At 57.8% G+C, this 17,497-nt stretch carries 16 protein-coding genes; 8 read left to right on the forward strand and 8 right to left on the reverse strand.

Translation table 11 applies throughout. From position 1 onward, the window contains the following. Nucleotides 1-85: 85 nt before the first annotated feature. Nucleotides 86-1,234 carry an acetylornithine deacetylase gene (gene argE / locus H8S59_RS13280; RefSeq protein WP_187521700.1) on the forward strand — a complete coding sequence of 383 codons (1,149 nt, stop codon included), beginning with the start codon at nt 86-88 and terminating at the stop codon, nt 1,232-1,234. Between the two features lie 125 nt (nt 1,235-1,359). Further along, a complete protein-coding gene (argA, locus tag H8S59_RS13285) occupies nt 1,360-2,664 on the forward strand; it encodes an amino-acid N-acetyltransferase (protein ID WP_095102043.1) in 1,305 nt (434 codons plus the stop codon). Nucleotides 2,665-2,801: 137 nt separating this feature from the next. Here argA and gshA read toward each other — a convergent pair whose 3' ends face one another. The 3 genes from gshA to H8S59_RS13300 all read right to left on the reverse strand — a co-directional run bounded on the left by gshA (nt 2,802) and on the right by H8S59_RS13300 (nt 7,299). Next, nucleotides 2,802-4,391, reverse strand: a complete 1,590-nt coding sequence (gene gshA, locus H8S59_RS13290) for a glutamate--cysteine ligase (RefSeq protein ID WP_187521701.1) — start codon at nt 4,389-4,391, stop codon at nt 2,802-2,804. A gap of 197 nt (nt 4,392-4,588) precedes the next feature. Then, nucleotides 4,589-4,972 (reverse strand): PaaI family thioesterase, encoded by a 384-nt coding sequence (locus H8S59_RS13295; RefSeq protein WP_095102047.1) that lies wholly within the window; start codon nt 4,970-4,972, stop codon nt 4,589-4,591. After that, a complete protein-coding gene (locus tag H8S59_RS13300; RefSeq protein WP_095102049.1) occupies nt 4,972-7,299 on the reverse strand; it encodes a Tex family protein in 2,328 nt (775 codons plus the stop codon). Before H8S59_RS13300 ends, H8S59_RS13295 begins: the two co-directional genes overlap by 1 nt. Nucleotides 7,300-7,591: 292 nt before the next feature. Here H8S59_RS13300 and ompR point away from each other — a divergent pair, with 292 nt between their 5' ends. Together ompR and H8S59_RS13310 are read left to right on the forward strand one after the other, a co-directional pair. After that, complete coding sequence (gene ompR / locus H8S59_RS13305; protein ID WP_027902703.1) at nt 7,592-8,332, forward strand: osmolarity response regulator transcription factor OmpR; 741 nt, start codon at nt 7,592-7,594, stop codon at nt 8,330-8,332. Nucleotides 8,333-8,499: 167 nt separating this feature from the next. Next, nucleotides 8,500-9,822, forward strand: coding sequence for an ATP-binding protein (locus H8S59_RS13310; RefSeq protein ID WP_095102051.1), 1,323 nt, complete (start codon nt 8,500-8,502; stop codon nt 9,820-9,822). A 98-nt stretch (nt 9,823-9,920) separates the two neighbouring features. On the opposite strand, the gene rimK is transcribed toward H8S59_RS13310, so the two are convergent. From rimK to rimA, 3 genes are read right to left on the reverse strand one after another with little or no spacing between them, the layout of a single operon-like run. Beyond that, entirely contained in the window at nt 9,921-10,826 is a 906-nt protein-coding gene (rimK, locus tag H8S59_RS13315; protein WP_020293260.1) for a 30S ribosomal protein S6--L-glutamate ligase, read from the reverse strand. Next, entirely contained in the window at nt 10,823-11,305 is a 483-nt protein-coding gene (gene rimB / locus H8S59_RS13320) for a retropepsin-like aspartic endopeptidase RimB (protein WP_027899917.1), read from the reverse strand. Before rimB ends, rimK begins: the two co-directional genes overlap by 4 nt. Nucleotides 11,306-11,321: 16 nt before the next feature. Next, entirely contained in the window at nt 11,322-12,104 is a 783-nt protein-coding gene (gene rimA, locus H8S59_RS13325) for a S6 modification regulatory phosphodiesterase RimA (protein ID WP_187521702.1), read from the reverse strand. Between the two features lie 117 nt (nt 12,105-12,221). Between rimA and H8S59_RS13330 the strand changes: the two genes are divergently transcribed. Next, entirely contained in the window at nt 12,222-12,626 is a 405-nt protein-coding gene (locus H8S59_RS13330; RefSeq protein WP_087271883.1) for an RNA-binding S4 domain-containing protein, read from the forward strand. Between the two features lie 194 nt (nt 12,627-12,820). Here the strand turns inward: H8S59_RS13330 and H8S59_RS13335 are convergent, their stop codons facing one another. Further along, nucleotides 12,821-13,621 (reverse strand): phosphatase PAP2 family protein, encoded by an 801-nt coding sequence (locus tag H8S59_RS13335; protein WP_187521703.1) that lies wholly within the window; start codon nt 13,619-13,621, stop codon nt 12,821-12,823. A 101-nt stretch (nt 13,622-13,722) separates the two neighbouring features. Here H8S59_RS13335 and hslO point away from each other — a divergent pair, with 101 nt between their 5' ends. From hslO to H8S59_RS13350, 3 genes are all read left to right on the forward strand, one after another. Then, a complete protein-coding gene (hslO, locus tag H8S59_RS13340) occupies nt 13,723-14,616 on the forward strand; it encodes an Hsp33 family molecular chaperone HslO (RefSeq protein ID WP_095102057.1) in 894 nt (297 codons plus the stop codon). 178 nt (nt 14,617-14,794) lie between these two features. Continuing rightward, nucleotides 14,795-16,336, forward strand: a complete 1,542-nt coding sequence (locus H8S59_RS13345) for a phosphoenolpyruvate carboxykinase (RefSeq protein WP_095102059.1) — start codon at nt 14,795-14,797, stop codon at nt 16,334-16,336. A 574-nt stretch (nt 16,337-16,910) separates the two neighbouring features. Continuing rightward, the gene (locus H8S59_RS13350) at nt 16,911-17,153 is read left to right on the forward strand and encodes a DUF6124 family protein (RefSeq protein WP_246475282.1); all 243 of its coding nucleotides are present in this window, start codon (nt 16,911-16,913) and stop codon (nt 17,151-17,153) included. 55 nt (nt 17,154-17,208) lie between these two features. Here H8S59_RS13350 and H8S59_RS13355 read toward each other — a convergent pair whose 3' ends face one another. Further along, entirely contained in the window at nt 17,209-17,496 is a 288-nt protein-coding gene (locus tag H8S59_RS13355) for a helix-turn-helix domain-containing protein (RefSeq protein WP_095102061.1), read from the reverse strand. Nucleotide 17,497 lies beyond the last annotated feature (1 nt).

Genomic DNA, 17,497 nt, shown 5'->3' on the forward strand with positions numbered 1-17,497 from the left:
TCTGGCAAACCGCCCTTAACGGTTTATTCCCACCGCACGATAGCCCTATGATGGTCGGCAAGCTCTCCCGTTAAAGGAATCGCACATGCCCTTGCCGTCCATGAAAGACCAATTCGCTGCGTTGATTGCCGCGCCTTCGGTGAGCTGCACCCAGCCTTCACTGGATCAGTCCAACCGTGCGGTGATCGACTTGCTGGCCGGTTGGCTGGGCGATCTGGGTTTTGCTTGTGATATCCAGCAGGTTTCGCCGGGCAAGTTCAACTTGTTGGCCAGTTTTGGCAGTGGTCCTGGCGGGCTGGTGTTGGCCGGGCACAGCGACACAGTGCCGTTCGATGAGGCCCTGTGGAAAACTGATCCGCTGAAGCTGACGGAAGTCGACAACCGCTGGGTCGGGCTGGGCAGTTGTGACATGAAAGGCTTCTTCGCATTGATCATCGAAGCCGTGCAGCCGTTGCTGGATAAACCTTTCAAGCAACCGCTGTTAATCCTCGCTACCTGTGACGAAGAAAGCTCCATGGCAGGCGCTCGTGCGTTGGCTGAAGCGGGACGTCCCTTGGGGCGTGCAGCCGTGATTGGTGAGCCAACGGGTCTCAAGCCGATCCGTTTGCATAAAGGCGTGATGATGGAGCGCATCGATATTCTCGGGCGCAGCGGTCATTCTTCTGACCCAAGCCTGGGGCACAGCGCCCTGGAAGCGATGCATGATGCAATCAGCGAGCTCAAGGGCTTGCGCAAGCAATGGCAGCTTGAGTACCGCAATCCGCAGTTCAGCGTGCCGACGCCAACCCTGAATTTCGGTTGCATCCACGGCGGGGATAACCCGAACCGGATTTGCGGCCAGTGCTCACTGGAGTTCGACCTGCGCCCGCTGCCAGGCATGGACCCGGCTGTGCTGCGCGCCGCGATCCGCCAGAAGCTGGAACCTCTGGCGGAACTGCATCAAGTCAAAATCGACTATGCGCCGTTGTTTCCTGAGGCACCGCCGTTCGAGCAGTCCGCCGATGCGGAACTGGTGCGTATTGCGGAACGTCTTACAGGGCATCGCGCCGAAGCGGTAGCATTTGGTACCGAAGCCGCTTATTTTCAGCGTCTGGGGTGCGAAACACTGGTATTGGGCCCAGGTGATATTGCCTGCGCGCATCAACCGGGCGAGTATCTTGAAATGTCACGTTTGCAGCCTACAGTGCGTCTGTTAAGCCAACTGATTGAACATTATTGCCTGAACCCGCAATGAGTCGGGTCATGCCAGAGAGAGAATTAAGGAGAGTGCGCGTGCAGCCATGCTTGTTCCGACGATAACCACCACACGGTTGTGAGTGTTTCTGTCTTTCGTCCTTTTATCAGCAGGCTCTTCAGGTTATGCACGAATACGTCAATTGGCTTCGCCACGCGTCTCCTTATATCAATGCCCACCGTGAACGCACCTTTGTTGTGATGTTGCCCGGTGACGGCGTTGAACACCCCAACTTCGGCAATATCGTCCACGACCTTGTGCTGCTGCACAGCCTTGGTGTGCGCCTGGTGTTGGTCCATGGCTCGCGCCCGCAAATCGAAAGCCGCCTGGCTGCTCGCGGTCTCACGCCGCAATATCATCGCAACCTGCGCGTGACTGATGCCGCAACGCTGGACTGTGTCATCGATGCGGTTGGCCACTTGCGCCTCGACATCGAGGCGCGTCTGTCCATGGACATGGCCGCTTCGCCGATGCAGGGCTCGCGCTTGCGGGTAACCAGCGGCAATCTCGTCACTGCACGGCCCATTGGCGTCTGGGAAGGCGTGGATTACCAGCACACCGGCGAAGTGCGTCGGATCGACCGCAAGGGTATCAACCGCCTGCTGGACGAGCGCCATATCGTGCTGCTATCGCCAATCGGATATTCGCCAACCGGCGAGATTTTTAACATCGCCTGCGAAGACGTCGCTACCCGTACCGCTATCGATCTGGGTGCCGACAAGTTGCTGCTGTTCGGTGAAGAGCGCGGCTTGATGGACGAGCAGGGGCGGCTGGTGCGTGAACTGCGTCCGCAACAGGTGCCAGCGCATATCCTGCGTCTGGGCAGCAACTACAACTATCAGGCTGAATTGCTGGATGCTGCCGCTGAGGCGTGCCGAGGCGGTGTGGGCCGTAGCCATATCGTCAGCTATGTCGAGGATGGCGCGCTGCTCACCGAGCTGTTCACCCGAGATGGTGGCGGTACGCTGGTGGCGCAGGAGCAATTCGAGCTGGTCCGCGAAGCGGCCATTGAGGACGTGGGCGGTTTGATGGATCTGATTACGCCGCTGGAAGAGCAGGGCATCCTGGTGCGTCGTTCCCGTGAAGTGCTGGAGCGCGAGATCGAGCAGTTCAGCGTGGTCGAGCGCGAAGGGTTGATCATTGCCTGTGCGGCGTTGTATCCGATTGTGGATTCCCAAGCGGGTGAGTTGGCTTGCCTGGCGGTCAACCCTGAATATCGCCATGGCGGCCGCGGTGACGAGTTGCTTGAGCGCATTGAAACCCGTGCTCGTGAATTAGGCTTGAAGACCCTGTTCGTCCTTACCACACGCACGGCACACTGGTTCCGCGAGCGCGGTTTCGAGCCAAGCAGCGTCGACCGCCTGCCGGCTGCCCGTGCGTCACTCTATAACTTCCAGCGTAATTCGAAGATTTTCGAGAAGGCGTTGTAAAAGCCGGATCGTTGCGGCAAACACCGATTCTGTAGGAGCTCACGAGCAACGCGAGGCAGCGATAGGGGTGTTTCAGGTAAACCGCTATCGCTGCCTCGCGTTGCTCGTGAGCTCCTACAGATAATCGTGCTTCCGGCTCAGTTACTAATCCGCAATATACTCGCCTGATACGCGCCGACGAAGGTGTCGAAATCCACCGGTTCTTCGGTTTGCTCCAGCCCTGCCTGTTCGGCAATCGAAGTGCTGGCCAGTTCTTCGAAGTGCGCCTGCTCTTCAGCGCTTAATGGGTTGCTGCGGAAGTATTCGGCGTGCGCACGGCTCTGACGCAGCGAGAACGCGGTAAAACCTTCGTTGTGCTGCTTCATGCTCGCCAGCACTTTCGCCGATGGAGTCAGTGACGCGTCATCGACCTTGGCTTGCTGCGCCGTGATGGATTTGACGTGCTCGTCAGTGCCTTGGGCCTGATCCAGCAATTGCGCGATGGGCTTGATCTTCTCCAGCAGCTCGGTGGCCCATGCCTTCAGGTCGATGGTGCCGTCGTTGCGATTGAGTTCAAGGCTTGGGCGACGTCCTTCCTTGACCACGGTCAGGAAATTCGATGCAGCATTACGGCATTCGTTATTGGCCAGTTGCGGGCTTTCCTGCAGGGCGCAGTACAGCACGAAGGCGTCGACGAAACGGGCTTGCTGCAGATCGATGCCGGTTGGCAGGAACGGGTTGATGTCCAGGCAGCGAACTTCAACATATTGCACGCCGCGGGCAACCAACGCCTGAATCGGACGTTCGCCCGAGTAAGTGACGCGCTTGGGGCGGATGTTGGAGTAGTACTCGTTTTCAATCTGCAACACGTTGGTGTTGAGCTGAACCCACTCGCCGTCAGCGTTATGCGTGCCCACTTCGACATACGGTGCGTACGGCGTGGCTACCGCTTTGCGCAGGCTGTCGGTGTAGCTGATCAGATCGTTGTAGCAAGGCGTCAGGTCGGCCTGGGCGTTGCTCTGATAGCCGAGGTCACTCATGCGCAGGCTGGTCGCATAAGGCAGATACAACGTGTCAGCGTCGAACTGTTCAAGCTTATGGGCACGGCCGCGCAAGAAGCCCGCATCCAGCGCAGGAGACGCGCCGAACAGGTACATCAGCAGCCAGCTGTAGCGACGGAAGTTACGTATCAGGCCGATGTAAGCATGGGACTGATAGTCGCGGGCATCGCCCTCGAAATCTTCGGTTTGCTTAAGCAGAGGCCAGACGCTTTCTGGCAGCGAAAAGTTGTAATGAATGCCCGCAATGCACTGCATGGTCTTGCCGTAACGCAGGGCCAGACCTTTACGATAGACGTACTTGAGCTTGCCGATATTCGACGTGCCGTAATAGGCAATCGGAATATCTTTTTCGTCCGGCAGCGGACACGGCATCGACGGGCTCCAGAGGAGCTCGTTACCCAGCTTGGTGTAAGCAAAACGGTGGATCTGATCCAGGCTGGCCAGGGTTTCAACCGGGTTGGCCAGTGCCGGAGTAATAAACTCCAGCAGCGATTCGGAATAGTCCGTGGTGATCTGACCGTGGGTCAGGGCTGCGCCCAGAGCTTGCGGATGCGGCGTCTGCGCCAGCTTTGCATCGCCGGTCACGCGCAGGCATTCGCGCTCAATACCGTGCAGGCACTGCTCCAGCAGGGAGAGGTTAGTGCGCTCGCTAAGCAAAGCCAGGCGGCGGTTGAGAAGTTCGCTCAAGTTGGATTCCTTCACGCGTCAGTCGCCCCAATATGGGGGTGGATGTGACGGTGTACAAGGGTGAGGATTAACTGGCGATGTCGCCTGGTTTGGTTCTGCGACGCCATTATCGATAGCTCATTCTGGCCACAGCGCGCATGGAAAATTCCGACACTTATTCAATAGCGCCGAAATTACCTTAATTTGGCCTGTCTGTACTAGACGACAGCGAACGTGCCTTGTGCTTTGGCGACAAGTTTCTCGCCTTGCAGCACTTCGGCTTCAACCACCAGCGTGCGACGGCCCGCGTGCAGCACCTTGGCGATGCACAGCACCTCGCCTTCCGATACCCCACGCATGTAGTTGATTTTGCATTCGATGGTCACGCTGCGCTGATCGAAACCGTGGGAGCTGGAACAGGCCAGCCCCATGGCGATGTCGACGAGGCTGAAAATCGCCCCGCCGTGCATCACATTGCCGCGATTGCGCAGGTGATCTTCCAGCGGCAAGGCCACTTCGGCAACGCCTACGTCCAGGCGGCGCAGCTGACAGCCTATCGCCCGGAAGTACGCGCTTTCAGTAAAACCCGCCGGAATGTCCATCAGCGCTTCTTCAGCTGTTTAGCGTTGGCGAACAACGAAGCCATGGCGTTATTGGCCGGGGCTGCTGCTGTTGCGGTTTCCTTGCGCGGTGCGCTGCTCTGCTGCTGGCGCGGGGCCGAGCCAGGACGCGAGCCACGAGCGCCGTCGACTTTCTCGCCCGGTGTGTCGCTCATGCGCATGGACAAGCCAACGCGTTTGCGCGGGATGTCCACTTCCATGACCTTTACCTTGACGACATCACCGGCCTTGACCGCCTCACGCGGGTCCTTGATGAATTTCTCGGACAGCGCCGAGATATGCACCAGACCATCCTGATGCACGCCGATGTCGACGAAAGCGCCGAAATTGGTGACGTTGGTCACAACACCTTCGAGAATCATGCCAGGCACCAGGTCCTTCAGATCTTCAACGCCATCCTGGAACTCTGCGGTCTTGAACTCCGGGCGCGGGTCGCGGCCTGGCTTCTCAAGCTCTTGCAGAATGTCGGTGACGGTTGGCAAACCGAAGGTTTCGTCGGTGTACTTTTTCGGGTCCAGACGCTTGAGGAAGCTGGCGTCGCCGATCAGCGAGCGGATGTCGCGGTCGGTTTCAGACGCGATACGCTTCACCAGCGGATAGGCTTCCGGGTGAACGGCCGATGAGTCCAGCGGGTTATCGCCGTTCATGACGCGAAGGAAGCCTGCAGCCTGTTCGAAGGTTTTTTCGCCCAGACGCGGGACTTTTTTCAGCGCTGCACGGGATTTGAAGGCGCCGTTTTCATCGCGATGCGCCACGATGTTCTGCGCCAGTGTCGTGTTCAGCCCGGAAATCCGTGCCAACAGCGCCACCGATGCAGTATTCACATCCACGCCGACCGCGTTTACACAGTCTTCAACTACTGCGTCCAGACCGCGCGCAAGCTTGAGCTGCGATACGTCGTGCTGGTACTGACCGACACCGATGGATTTCGGGTCAATCTTCACCAGCTCAGCCAGCGGGTCTTGCAGGCGGCGGGCGATAGACACTGCGCCACGGATCGATACGTCCAGATCCGGGAATTCCTTTGCAGCCAGTTCCGAGGCGGAATAAACCGAGGCGCCCGCTTCGGAGACCATGACCTTGGTCATTTTCAGGCCTGGGTATTTTTTGATCAGTTCAGCGGCCAGCTTGTCGGTTTCGCGGCTGGCGGTGCCGTTGCCGATGGCGATCAGGTCTACCGCGTGCTTGGCGCAGAGTGCAGCCAGCACAGCGATGGTCTGATCCCACTGGTTTTTCGGCACGTGCGGGTAAACCGTGGCGTAATCCAGCAGCTTGCCGGTGGAGTCGACCACGGCGACCTTGCAACCGGTGCGCAGGCCCGGGTCCAGACCCAATGTGGCGCGAGGGCCAGCCGGTGCGGCGAGCAGCAGGTCATGCAGGTTATGGGCGAAAACGTTGATCGCTTCGGTTTCCGCGCCATCGCGCAGCTCACCCAGCAAGTCGGTTTCCAGATGGCTGTAGAGCTTGACCTTCCACGTCCAGCGCACCACTTCTGCCAGCCACTTGTCAGCCGGACGGTTCTGGTTTTGCAGACCAAAACGCTCGCCGATCATCAGTTCGCACGGGTGCATGGTGCCGGGCAGTTCCTCACCGACTTTCAGGGCCGAGCTGAGGAAGCCTTCGTTGCGACCACGGAAAATTGCCAGTGCGCGGTGCGACGGCATGCTTTTCAGCGGCTCGTCGTGTTCGAAGTAATCGCGGAACTTGGCACCTTCTTCTTCCTTGCCGGGCACCACGCGTGCACTGATCACGGCTTCCTGCTTGAGGAAGCTGCGCAGTTTGTCCAGCAGGGTGGCGTCTTCGGCGAAACGCTCCATGAGGATGTACTTCGCGCCTTCCAGCGCGGCCTTCACGTCGGCCACGCCTTTTTCTGCGTCCACAAAACGTGCGGCTTCGGCTTCCGGGCTCAATGTCGGATCGTTGAACAGACCGTCGGCCAATTCGCCAAGGCCGGCTTCCAGGGCAATCTGGCCTTTGGTGCGGCGTTTTTGCTTATAAGGCAGATACAAGTCTTCGAGGCGAGTCTTGGTATCGGCAAGCTTGATATCGCGGGCCAGCTCCGGGGTCAGCTTGCCTTGCTCTTCAATGCTGGCAAGGATGCTGATGCGGCGCTCGTCGAGTTCGCGCAGGTAGCGCAGGCGCTCTTCAAGATGACGCAGTTGCGTGTCATCGAGGCTGCCGGTCACTTCTTTGCGGTAACGGGAAATGAAAGGCACGGTAGAGCCTTCATCCAGTAGGGCGACGGCCGCTGCGACCTGTTGTGGGCGTACGCCAAGTTCTTCGGCGATGCGGCTGTTGATGCTGTCCATGAGACCACCTGGAGTTGTGAGCTAAATACCTGATTACAAAGTGGCCGCGAGCTACGCTGGCCGACTTTCACAAGAATACTGTCGAGCTGCCATGTTCAGGCATTGCCTGACTTTGAGGGCGGCGCATTATACCCAGCGGAGTTCGTTTAGGGGATGAGCCGACAAAAGCACTGTTTTTGCTCAGAGGATGCAAGGCGTGAGTGGCAGCCCCGGTAAAATCTGCTAACAATGCACACGGTGCGTATCACAGCAGCTACGCCATAATGCGGGCCGAGATCAAAGGAGCATCTGAATGAGCAGCACTGCACAAACTGCCGAAGGCGAAAAAATCCTTATTGTTGATGACGATCCGGGTTTGAGCAGCCTGTTAGAGCGTTTTTTCACCAGCAAGGGTTATCGTGCCCGTGCTGTGGCCAACGTTGAGCAAATGGATCGCTTGCTGGCCCGCGAAGTCTTCAATCTTGTCGTACTTGACCTGATGCTGCCGGGCGAAGACGGGCTGTCAGCCTGCCGTCGTCTGCGAGCCGCTAACAATCAGGTGCCAATCATCATGCTGACCGCCAAGGGCGATGAGCTGAGCCGCATCAAAGGCCTCGAACTGGGCGCTGACGATTATCTGGCCAAACCCTTCAACCCTGACGAGCTGATGGCGCGGGTCAAGGCTGTATTGCGTCGTCAGGCCGCTCCGGTACCCGGCGCACCGGGCAGCGAAGACGAGTCAGTCACCTTTGGTGATTACGAATTGTCCCTGGCCACTCGCGAACTCAAGCGTGGCGATGAAGTACACATGCTCACCACAGGCGAGTTTGCGGTCCTCAAGGCGCTGGTGATGCATGCTCGCGAACCGCTGACCCGCGACAAACTGATGAACCTGGCCCGCGGCCGCGAGTGGGATGCGCTGGAGCGTTCGATCGACGTGCAGATTTCCCGTCTGCGTCGCCTGATCGAGCCGGATCCTTCCAAGCCGCGCTACATTCAAACGGTTTGGGGTGTTGGTTATGTATTCGTTCCGGACGGTGCGGGTACACGATAATCGAGCGCTTTTAGGAGCACAGCCCGCTGTGGTGATTGCCAGTCACGTCGATAGCCCCGAACAGGTCTATCGACGTTTTGGTTTTCGTTGATCCGTCGTCGGGTTGTCGTTCGCGTTTCGCAAACCTGCGAGCCTGGCTCGCTCCTGCAAAGTGTATAGCTGCAACTATGAAAACCCCGCTCTGGTTCCCGCAAAGCTTCTTCTCTCGCACTCTTTGGCTGGTGCTCATCGTCGTGCTGTTCTCCAAGGCGCTGACCCTGGTTTATCTGTTGATGAACGAGGACGTGCTGGTCGACAGGCAATACAGCCACGGTGTCGCGCTAACCCTGCGCGCTTATTGGGCAGCCAACGAGAATGACCGGGAGGCGATTGCCGATGCGGCAGGGCTGATCCGCGTGGTGGGCGGCGGTGTTCCGGAAGGTGAGCAGCATTGGCCCTACAGCGAAATCTATCAGCGCCAGATGCAGGCCGAGCTGGGCGCGGACACTGAAGTCCGTCTGCGTGTGCACGCGCCACCAGCATTGTGGGTCCGGGCACCAAGCCTGGGCGATGGCTGGTTGAAAGTACCGCTGTACCCGCACCCATTGCGCGGCCAGAAAATCTGGAGCGTGCTGGGCTGGTTCCTCGCCATCGGGCTGTTATCCACAGCCTCGGCGTGGATCTTCGTCCGACAACTCAATCAGCCCCTCAAGCGGCTGGTGTTCGCCGCCAGGCAGTTAGGGCAGGGGCGCAGCGTGCGTCTGCCGGTCAGCGATACGCCCAGTGAAATGACCGAGGTATACCGCGCGTTCAACCAGATGGCCGAGGACGTCGAACAGGCCGGGCAGGAGCGAGAGCTGATGCTGGCGGGTGTTTCCCATGACCTGCGAACGCCTTTGACCCGTTTGCGCTTGTCGCTGGAGTTGATGAAGGGCGAAAACGAACTCACTGAAGGCATGGTTCGCGACATTGAAGACATGGACGCCATTCTCGATCAATTCCTGGCGTTCATCCGCGATGGGCGCGATGAAGAAATCGAAGAGGTGGACCTCAGTGAGCTGGTGCGTGATGTAGTTGCCCCGTTCAACAATCCGGAGAATCCTGAAGAGCAGATACGCCTTTGCCTTGAGCCGATTCCGCCATTCCCGTTGCGACGCGTTTCAATGAAGCGATTGCTCACCAACCTGATTGGCAATGCCATGCACCACGCAGGCAATGGCATTGAGGTTGCGGCTTATGTGTCCGGCGATACCAGTGCGCCTTACGTGGTGCTGAGCGTTCTGGACCGTGGAACCGGGATTGACCCGTCGGAGCTTGAGGTGATTTTCAACCCGTTCATTCGCGGTGATCGTGCCCGAAGTGGCAAGGGCACGGGGCTGGGGTTGGCGATCGTCAAGCGAATTGCAGCGATGCACGGCGGCAACGTCGAATTGCGCAATCGTTCGGGCGGTGGCCTGGAAGCGCGAGTGCGATTACCGCTGGGGCTGATGTTGCCGAGAGGGGCGGTTTAAGCGCAGCTTCAAGCTTCAAGCTTCAAGCTGTAAGTTAAAAGCCTAAAGCTGCAGCAGGCCTGCGAGGCTTGCTTGCAGCTTGCAGCTTGCCGCTGCAGTCAACCCTTCCCTTTGGTCCGCGTCATATGCGGGCCGCTGTTTTTCTCCAGATACTCAATGATCATCCCGGCCACGTCTTTGCTGGTAGTCACTTCGATGCCTTCCAGCCCTGGTGACGAGTTGACCTCCATCACCAGCGGGCCGTGATTGGAGCGCAGGATATCGACACCGGCGACGCTCAGGCCCATGACCTTGGCGGCGCGGATGGCGGTCATGCGTTCTTCGGGAGTGATCTTGATCAGACTGGCGCTGCCGCCACGGTGCAGATTGGAGCGGAATTCGCCGGGTTTGGCCTGGCGCTTCATCGAAGCAATGACCTTGTCACCGACCACGAAGCAGCGGATATCCGCGCCACCCGCTTCCTTGATGTACTCCTGAACCATGATGTCTTGCTTGAGGCCCATGAACGCCTCGATTACCGATTCAGCCGCAGTGGCTGTTTCGCACAGCACCACGCCAATGCCCTGAGTACCTTCCAGCACCTTGATCACCAACGGTGCGCCGTTGACCATCTGGATCAGGTCGGGGATATCGTCCGGTGAGTGAGCAAAGCCTGTCACCGGCAAACCGATCCCGCGACGCGAGAGCAGTTGCAGCGAGCGCAGTTTGTCGCGCGAACGAGCGATAGCTACCGATTCGTTGAGCGGGAAAACGCCCATCATTTCGAACTGACGCAACACAGCGCAGCCATAAAAAGTCACTGAAGCACCGATCCGCGGGATCACCGCATCAAAGCCCTCCAGCGGTTTGCCGCGATAGTGGATCTGCGGCTTGTGGCTGGCGATATTCATGTAGGCACGCAGGGTGTCGATCACCACCATCTCATGGCCACGTTCAATACCAGCTTCGACCAGACGACGGGTTGAATACAAACGCGGGTTACGCGAAAGCACAGCGATCTTCATGCAGCACCTGTGGCAGAGGTAGTCGAGACCGGGAAAACCGGTTTGTCCTGAACGTAAGTAATGCCCGGATTGACGACCAGCTGGCCGTCGATCAAGGCGTTGGAGCCGAGTAGCAAGCGATAGCGCATTGCTTTGCGGCAGGCCAGCGTGAATTCCACAGGCCAGACACGATCACCCAAAGCCAGGGTGGTGCGAATGACATAGCGGACCTGCGCGTGACCATTGGAGCTTTTTATGGTTTTCATGGCGACCAGCAGCGCTTCGCAACGGCGATGGCGCAACTGGACCACAGTGCCCAGATGGGCGTTGAAACGAACCCACTTCTGGCCGTCGCGTTCGAAAGGCTCGATCTCGGTGGCGTGCAGGCTTGATGTGCTCGCACCGGTATCGATTTTCGCCCGCAGGCCTGCCACCCCAAGATCGGGCAGCGCCACCCACTCACGCAGGCCGATGACTGTCAGATGATCAAATGTTTTCAATGAATTTCCGTACTTCTTATGCTTTCTGCCAGACCCCTGAATCGATCTGGGCCAATGCTTTGAATGCAGGCCTGGCGAACCAGTAACCCTGCATCAGGTAAATCCCGCAGTCTGCGAGGAAGTCCCGCTCTTCGGCACATTCGATGCCTTCGGCAACGACTGTAACCCCTAACTCCGCACACATTGTGACAACCCCGCGAACGATAGCCTGACGCGGCCGGTCGCGGTGAATATCTCTGATTAATTGCATGTCGAGTTTTATCAGGTCCGGCTGAAAGTCGGCGAGCAGGGTCAGGCCCGAGTATCCGGCGCCGAAATCGTCAATGGCCGTCATGAAACCGAATTGGCGGTATTCACGCAGAATATTGGTCAGGTGGCGATTGTTATCGACGTGCTCGCTTTCAATCGTTTCGAAGATCAGCCGGTCCAGCGGAAAGTCATGCTGACGCGCAGCCTCAAGCGTGCTGCGGATGCACAGCTCGGGTCGATAAACCGCGTTGGGCAGAAAGTTGATCGAAAGCCGCTCTTGCATCTGCAGCGCAGCAGCCCCCGCGATGGCGTGGGTCCGGCACAACTGGTCGAAGCGATAGCGGTTCTTGTCCGTGACCTGGTTCAAGACCGAAAACGCCCCTTCGCCATTGATGCCACGCACCAGTGCTTCGTGCGCAAAAACCGACTGGTCGCGCAGGTCAACGATAGGCTGATAGGCGAAGGCGAAAGAGAAGTCCAGATCGGGGCTGTTTCTGCAACCGTCGCAGCCGCTGGCGGGTGAGGTCAATGACGGGGGAAACTCAGTCATATCACGTTCCATGTATAAGGTTTTGGAAAGAGCCAGGGTTGCAGATCGTCGCAAACGCTTGCAGCACGCGGTGCGTGCCGTAGTACAGTCTGACTACGACCTGATTGAGGAATTCATATGGCTCAAAAGTCAGAGGAAGACGATAAAGTCCGCCTGGATAAATGGCTATGGGCGGCCCGTTTCTACAAGACTCGTGCCTTGGCAAAAACGGCTATTGAAAGTGGTAAGGTGCACTGCCGTGGCGAGCGTTGCAAGCCGGGCAAAGAACCGCGCATCGGTGATCAGTTTCAGATTCGTACAGGCTTCGATGAGCGTACGGTCGTTGTTGAGGCCCTGTCGATTGTCCGCCGCGGCGCGCCGGAGGCCCAAGCGCTTTACAGCGAGACGCCCGAGAGTATTACCAAACGCGAAAATGAAGCCGCGCAACGCAAGGCCGGGAATCTGGGCGTGACTACCGACGGCAAGCCCACCAAGAAGCAGCGCCGGCAATTGTTCGATTTTCGTGGAGCGGTGCGCGAATAAGTGAACCTCGTGAACCCGTAGGACCGGCTTTAGCCGGGAGAGCGGTATTTCTAGCGAAGAGACGCCGGTCCTGCGAATCGCGTAGATCCTGTGGGAGCGGTGCTTGCCCGCGATAAGGCTGGATCCGATTCAGGATAGATCGCGGTGTTCTTATCGCGGGCAAGCACCGCTCCCACAGGGGTTGAATGATCAGTTCAAACCCCGCGTACGACACTGATGCGGTTCACCACCGGTAACTTCTCAAACAACGTGAAAATCGGCGCTGTAACCTTCAGCCAGAAATTACTCATCACTGCTGCAAACGGTGTGTAATAACCCCAGCCCAACGCGAGCAGAGCGATCAACACGCCGCCGATATAGTCGTCCTGCCCCCAGTGAGCACCCGCCACCAGGCGCGGCATCATGAAAAGAAGTGCCAGCCCCCAGATCACAAAGCGCTGAACGAGAGTGCGGCTGAACACCGTCATGAACATCGCCCAGATCAACAGCACCGACGCATGATCGCCAGGGAAGCTTTGGCTGGAGCGGTCCTTGAGTTCCCAGGCCTTTTCCAGGTGAGGGTACATTTCGCTCAAGCGAATCGCGCCTTCCAGCACCATGGACGGGCTGTCATGTTGCAGGCTCGAATGATCCAGCCACTTGGAAAACAGCGTGCGAATGATCAACAGCAAGAGCAGGATCGAAACGAATCCAAATAGCGCTGCACGCACTTGAATGGTTTTGAAGACCCAGTCACCTTTAATCAGCAAGCACAGCAGGATCAAGCCGACCACGGCATCGAAAGGACGCATACTGGCAACTGTCCACATGGACCGCCACACTACGTTTTGTTCAAGAGGCTGATTGAGCAAATGAAACAGCCCTTCATCAAACTGGTTTAACAGGGCATGGCCGGTTGGCCACATCCAGATGCCCAGTAGCCCAAGGGCGATCAAATTGCACAGCACGAGTCGGCTGATGTTCCACTTCGCTTGGAAGAGTGTGGGATAGCCCATAAAATGGCCCTTATCTACATGGCAGTACGCGCCTGGAGCGCTTTAAACGGCGCTTTATAGACGCTTGTCATCAATTTGTCATCAATTCAGATACCTTCCCCATGACTGATATCGAGTACTCCCAGCGCTTCATTTTTGACGAAAGCGATGTTCGCGGTGAGCTGGTCGCGCTTGAGCGCAGCTATGCCGAGGTCTTGGCCAAACATCCGTATCCGGAGCCGGTCGCGCAACTGCTCGGCGAGCTTTTGGCCGCTGCAGCGTTGTTGGTGGGCACCCTGAAGTTCGAAGGTTTGCTTATTCTTCAGGCTCGCTCCAGCGGTGCTGTTCCACTGTTGATGGTTGAGTGCTCCAGCGAGCGCGAGCTGCGCGGCATTGCTCGTTATGACGAGGCACTGGTCACGCCGGGTGCCGGTCTGCAGGACCTGATGCCGGACGGCTCTCTGGCCATGACCATCGATCCGCGCAAAGGCAAGCGCTACCAGGGCATCGTCGCTCTGGATGGCGTTGACCTTTCTGAAAGCCTGTCGAGCTACTTCGTGATGTCCGAGCAACTGGGCACGCGCTTCTGGCTCAAGGCTGACGGGCACCGCGCACGAGGCTTGCTGCTGCAACAATTGCCAGTGGCACATCAGACCGATCCTGAAGAGCGCGACGCCACCTGGGAACATGTCACCACGCTCGCCAGTACCCTGACGGCCGAGGAATTGCTGAGTCTGGACAACGAAACAGTGCTGCACAGGCTGTTCCACCAGGACCCGGTAAGGATGTTTGAAATTCAGCCACTGTGCTTTCGCTGCAGCTGCTCCCGGGAACGTTCGGCCAATGCGCTGGTCAGTCTTGGACTGGAAGATGCGCAGCAACTGGTTATTGAGCATGGTGGCAGCGTCGAAATCGACTGCCAGTTCTGCAATCAGCGCTATCTTTTCGATGCCACTGATATCGCTCAGCTCTTCGCTGGGGGTGGAGTCGACTCGCCATCTGATACGCGCCACTAATCAAGCACGGATTTCGCCTCACTACATGCTGTGGGCAGCGGTGAGGCGGTTCTGACGGGAGGCCTACCATTCTTGGGCTTTTCTGGCATAATCCGGCCCACTTTTCCGCTGTAGTAGTGGTTGTTTTTTTACTACAAAACCGTTTGGAGCACTCGGCCACTGGCCGACGGGGACCCTCATGACTCAAACCAACAACGCTGTGTACACCGATCTGAGCATCGACGACCTGGTCAAGCAAGCGCTTGCCCGCGGCGAAGGCGAACTTTCCGACACTGGCGCTCTGGTTGTGAGAACAGGCCATCGTACTGGCCGTTCGCCGGTCGATCGTTTCATCGTTGAAGAGCCAAGCACTCAGGACGCAATCGCCTGGGGCCCGATCAACCGCAAGTTCCCGTCTGACAAATTCGATGCTTTGTGGGATCGCGTTCAAGCGTTCAACAACGCACAAGAGCATTTTGTTTCTCACGTGCATGTAGGCGCTGCTGAAGACCACTACCTTGCTGTGAAGATGACCACCCAGACTGCCTGGCAGAACATGTTCGGTCGCTGCCTCTTCATCAACCCGGCTCAGTACAACCCGGCGGGTCGTCAAGAGTGGCAGGTCCTGAACGTTGCCAACTTCGAATGCGTTCCTGAGCGTGACGGCACCAACTCAGACGGTTGCGTGATCATCAACTTCGCGCAAAAGAAAGTATTGATCGCTGGCATGCGTTACGCCGGTGAGATGAAGAAAGCGATGTTCTCGGTGCAGAACTTCCTGCTGCCGGCTTCTGACGTGCTGCCAATGCACTGCGCGGCCAACATCGGCGAAGAGGGTGACGTCACCCTGTTCTTCGGTCTGTCCGGTACCGGCAAAACCACACTGTCTGCTGATGAAAGCCGTTACCTGATCGGTGACGACGAGCACGGCTGGGGCGAAGGCGTGGTGTTCAACATCGAAGGCGGTTGCTATGCCAAGTGCATCGACCTGTCCGAGAAGAACGAGCCTGTTATCTGGAAAGCCATCAAGCACGGCGCAGTGCTGGAAAACGTTGTCCTGGACGACGCCAAGAAGGCCGATTACGCCGATGGCAGCCTGACCCAGAACAGCCGCGCTGCGTACCCGCTTGAGCACGTTGAAAAGCGTTCCGAGAAAAACCTCGGTGGCGAGCCAAACGCCGTGATCTTCCTGACCTGCGACCTGACTGGTGTATTGCCGCCAGTGTCGATCCTCAGCGAAGAGCAAGCGGCTTACCACTTCCTGTCGGGTTACACCGCACTGGTTGGCTCCACTGAAATGGGTTCGGGCAGCGGCATCAAGTCGACGTTCTCCACCTGCTTCGGCGCTCCGTTCTTCCCGCGTCCGGCTGGCGAATACGCGGAGCTGCTGATCAAGCGTATCCGCGGCTTCGGTTCCAAGGTCTACCTGGTTAACACCGGCTGGACTGGCGGCGGCTACGGCGTTGGCAAGCGCTTCAACATCCCGACCACCCGTGGAGTGATTGCAGCGATCCAGAGCGGCGCGTTGATCGGTGCAGCTACCGAGCACCTCGACACCATCAACCTTGACGTGCCACTGGCCGTACCGGGCGTTGAAACCGGCCTGCTCAACCCACGTAATACCTGGGCTGACAAAGCTGCGTACGACGAAGCCGCCAAAGCCTTGGCTGGCCTGTTCGTTGAGAACTTCAAGAAGTTCGAAGTGAGCGACGCGATCAAGGCAGCGGGTCCACAGTTGTAATACGGACTGGCTGAACAAAAAACCGCCCTTCGGGGCGGTTTTTTTGTGGGCTTGAAAGCGGTGCAGCTCCTTTCCATTAGCCAACTCGCAATGGTCCGGACTGAAACGGGATACCCGGTAGGAGCGAATTCATTCGCGAAGGGGGAGTCCTGAAAAATACGTGTGTCTGACACACCACTTTCGCGAATGAATCCGCTCCCACGGGGATTCTGTTTTGTTGGCGACATGGTGGCGTCTGGGATGCCGTTGGGTCTTTGCTTTAGGCGATCCGACACAAAAAATGTGACGATTGCGAAGGATCGCTCTGTATCTCTTGAGTGAAGTTTCCGAGAGAATCCAACCCGCTTGCGCCTGCCAAATCATGGGTCTAGCCTGCCTCCCGTCGCTGCAAAATCAGCGGTCGGGTGTGGAAACCTGTTTTGACCAGGCACAAGTATCATCAAGTGACTCGATAAATGGCGAGTGCTCTATGGTAGCTGTGTGCGGGCAGACTTCGGTCTGGCCCGGGTGCTTGGTGACCGGTTTTCCACCCCGTACATAGCTGCCACCCCTTGCCGTGTGGAAATGGCGAGTGATGGCTCCAGTTGCTCAGATTTGGACCTTCACCATGCTTAAAAACACTTCTGATTTATCCATCAATATCGAAGAAAACCTTTCACGCGCTTGCGACCTTTTACGTTGCGCAGCCGCCACGGCTTATGAGTCCAGCGATCAACTTTCGGGGCGAAAACGTGATCTGGCATTCTCGGTCATGCATCTGGTCGAAATGGCACAGGCGTTAGTGGAGCGCTCTTTGGAAGGGGTAGAGGCGAGGTAGAGGCGGGATGAACCAAGCGGTCAAAATGTATTGAATTGCCCGCGACAGCGCGAGATCAATCCGCCAAAGCATTCAGGACATGAACAGGGTCGTTGTGAATGGCTTTCAGCAACGCTTTAGCAGGGCCGGTAGGTTCTCGGCGGCCTTGCTCCCAGTTCCTGAGCGTGCCAAGTTGTACATCAATGATGGCTGCAAATTTGGCTTGTGAAAGGCCCGTCGCTTTGCGGATTTCCTTGATCTGCATGGCGTCGATGGTGAATTCACGAGATGGCTGGCGTTCGCCGCGAACGATCTCGTCCATCTGTTGCACGCTCTCCATCAGTTCTTCGAAGAGTTTGCTCATT

Source organism: Pseudomonas folii, from assembly GCF_014357575.1.
GTDB lineage: Bacteria > Pseudomonadota > Gammaproteobacteria > Pseudomonadales > Pseudomonadaceae > Aquipseudomonas > Aquipseudomonas folii.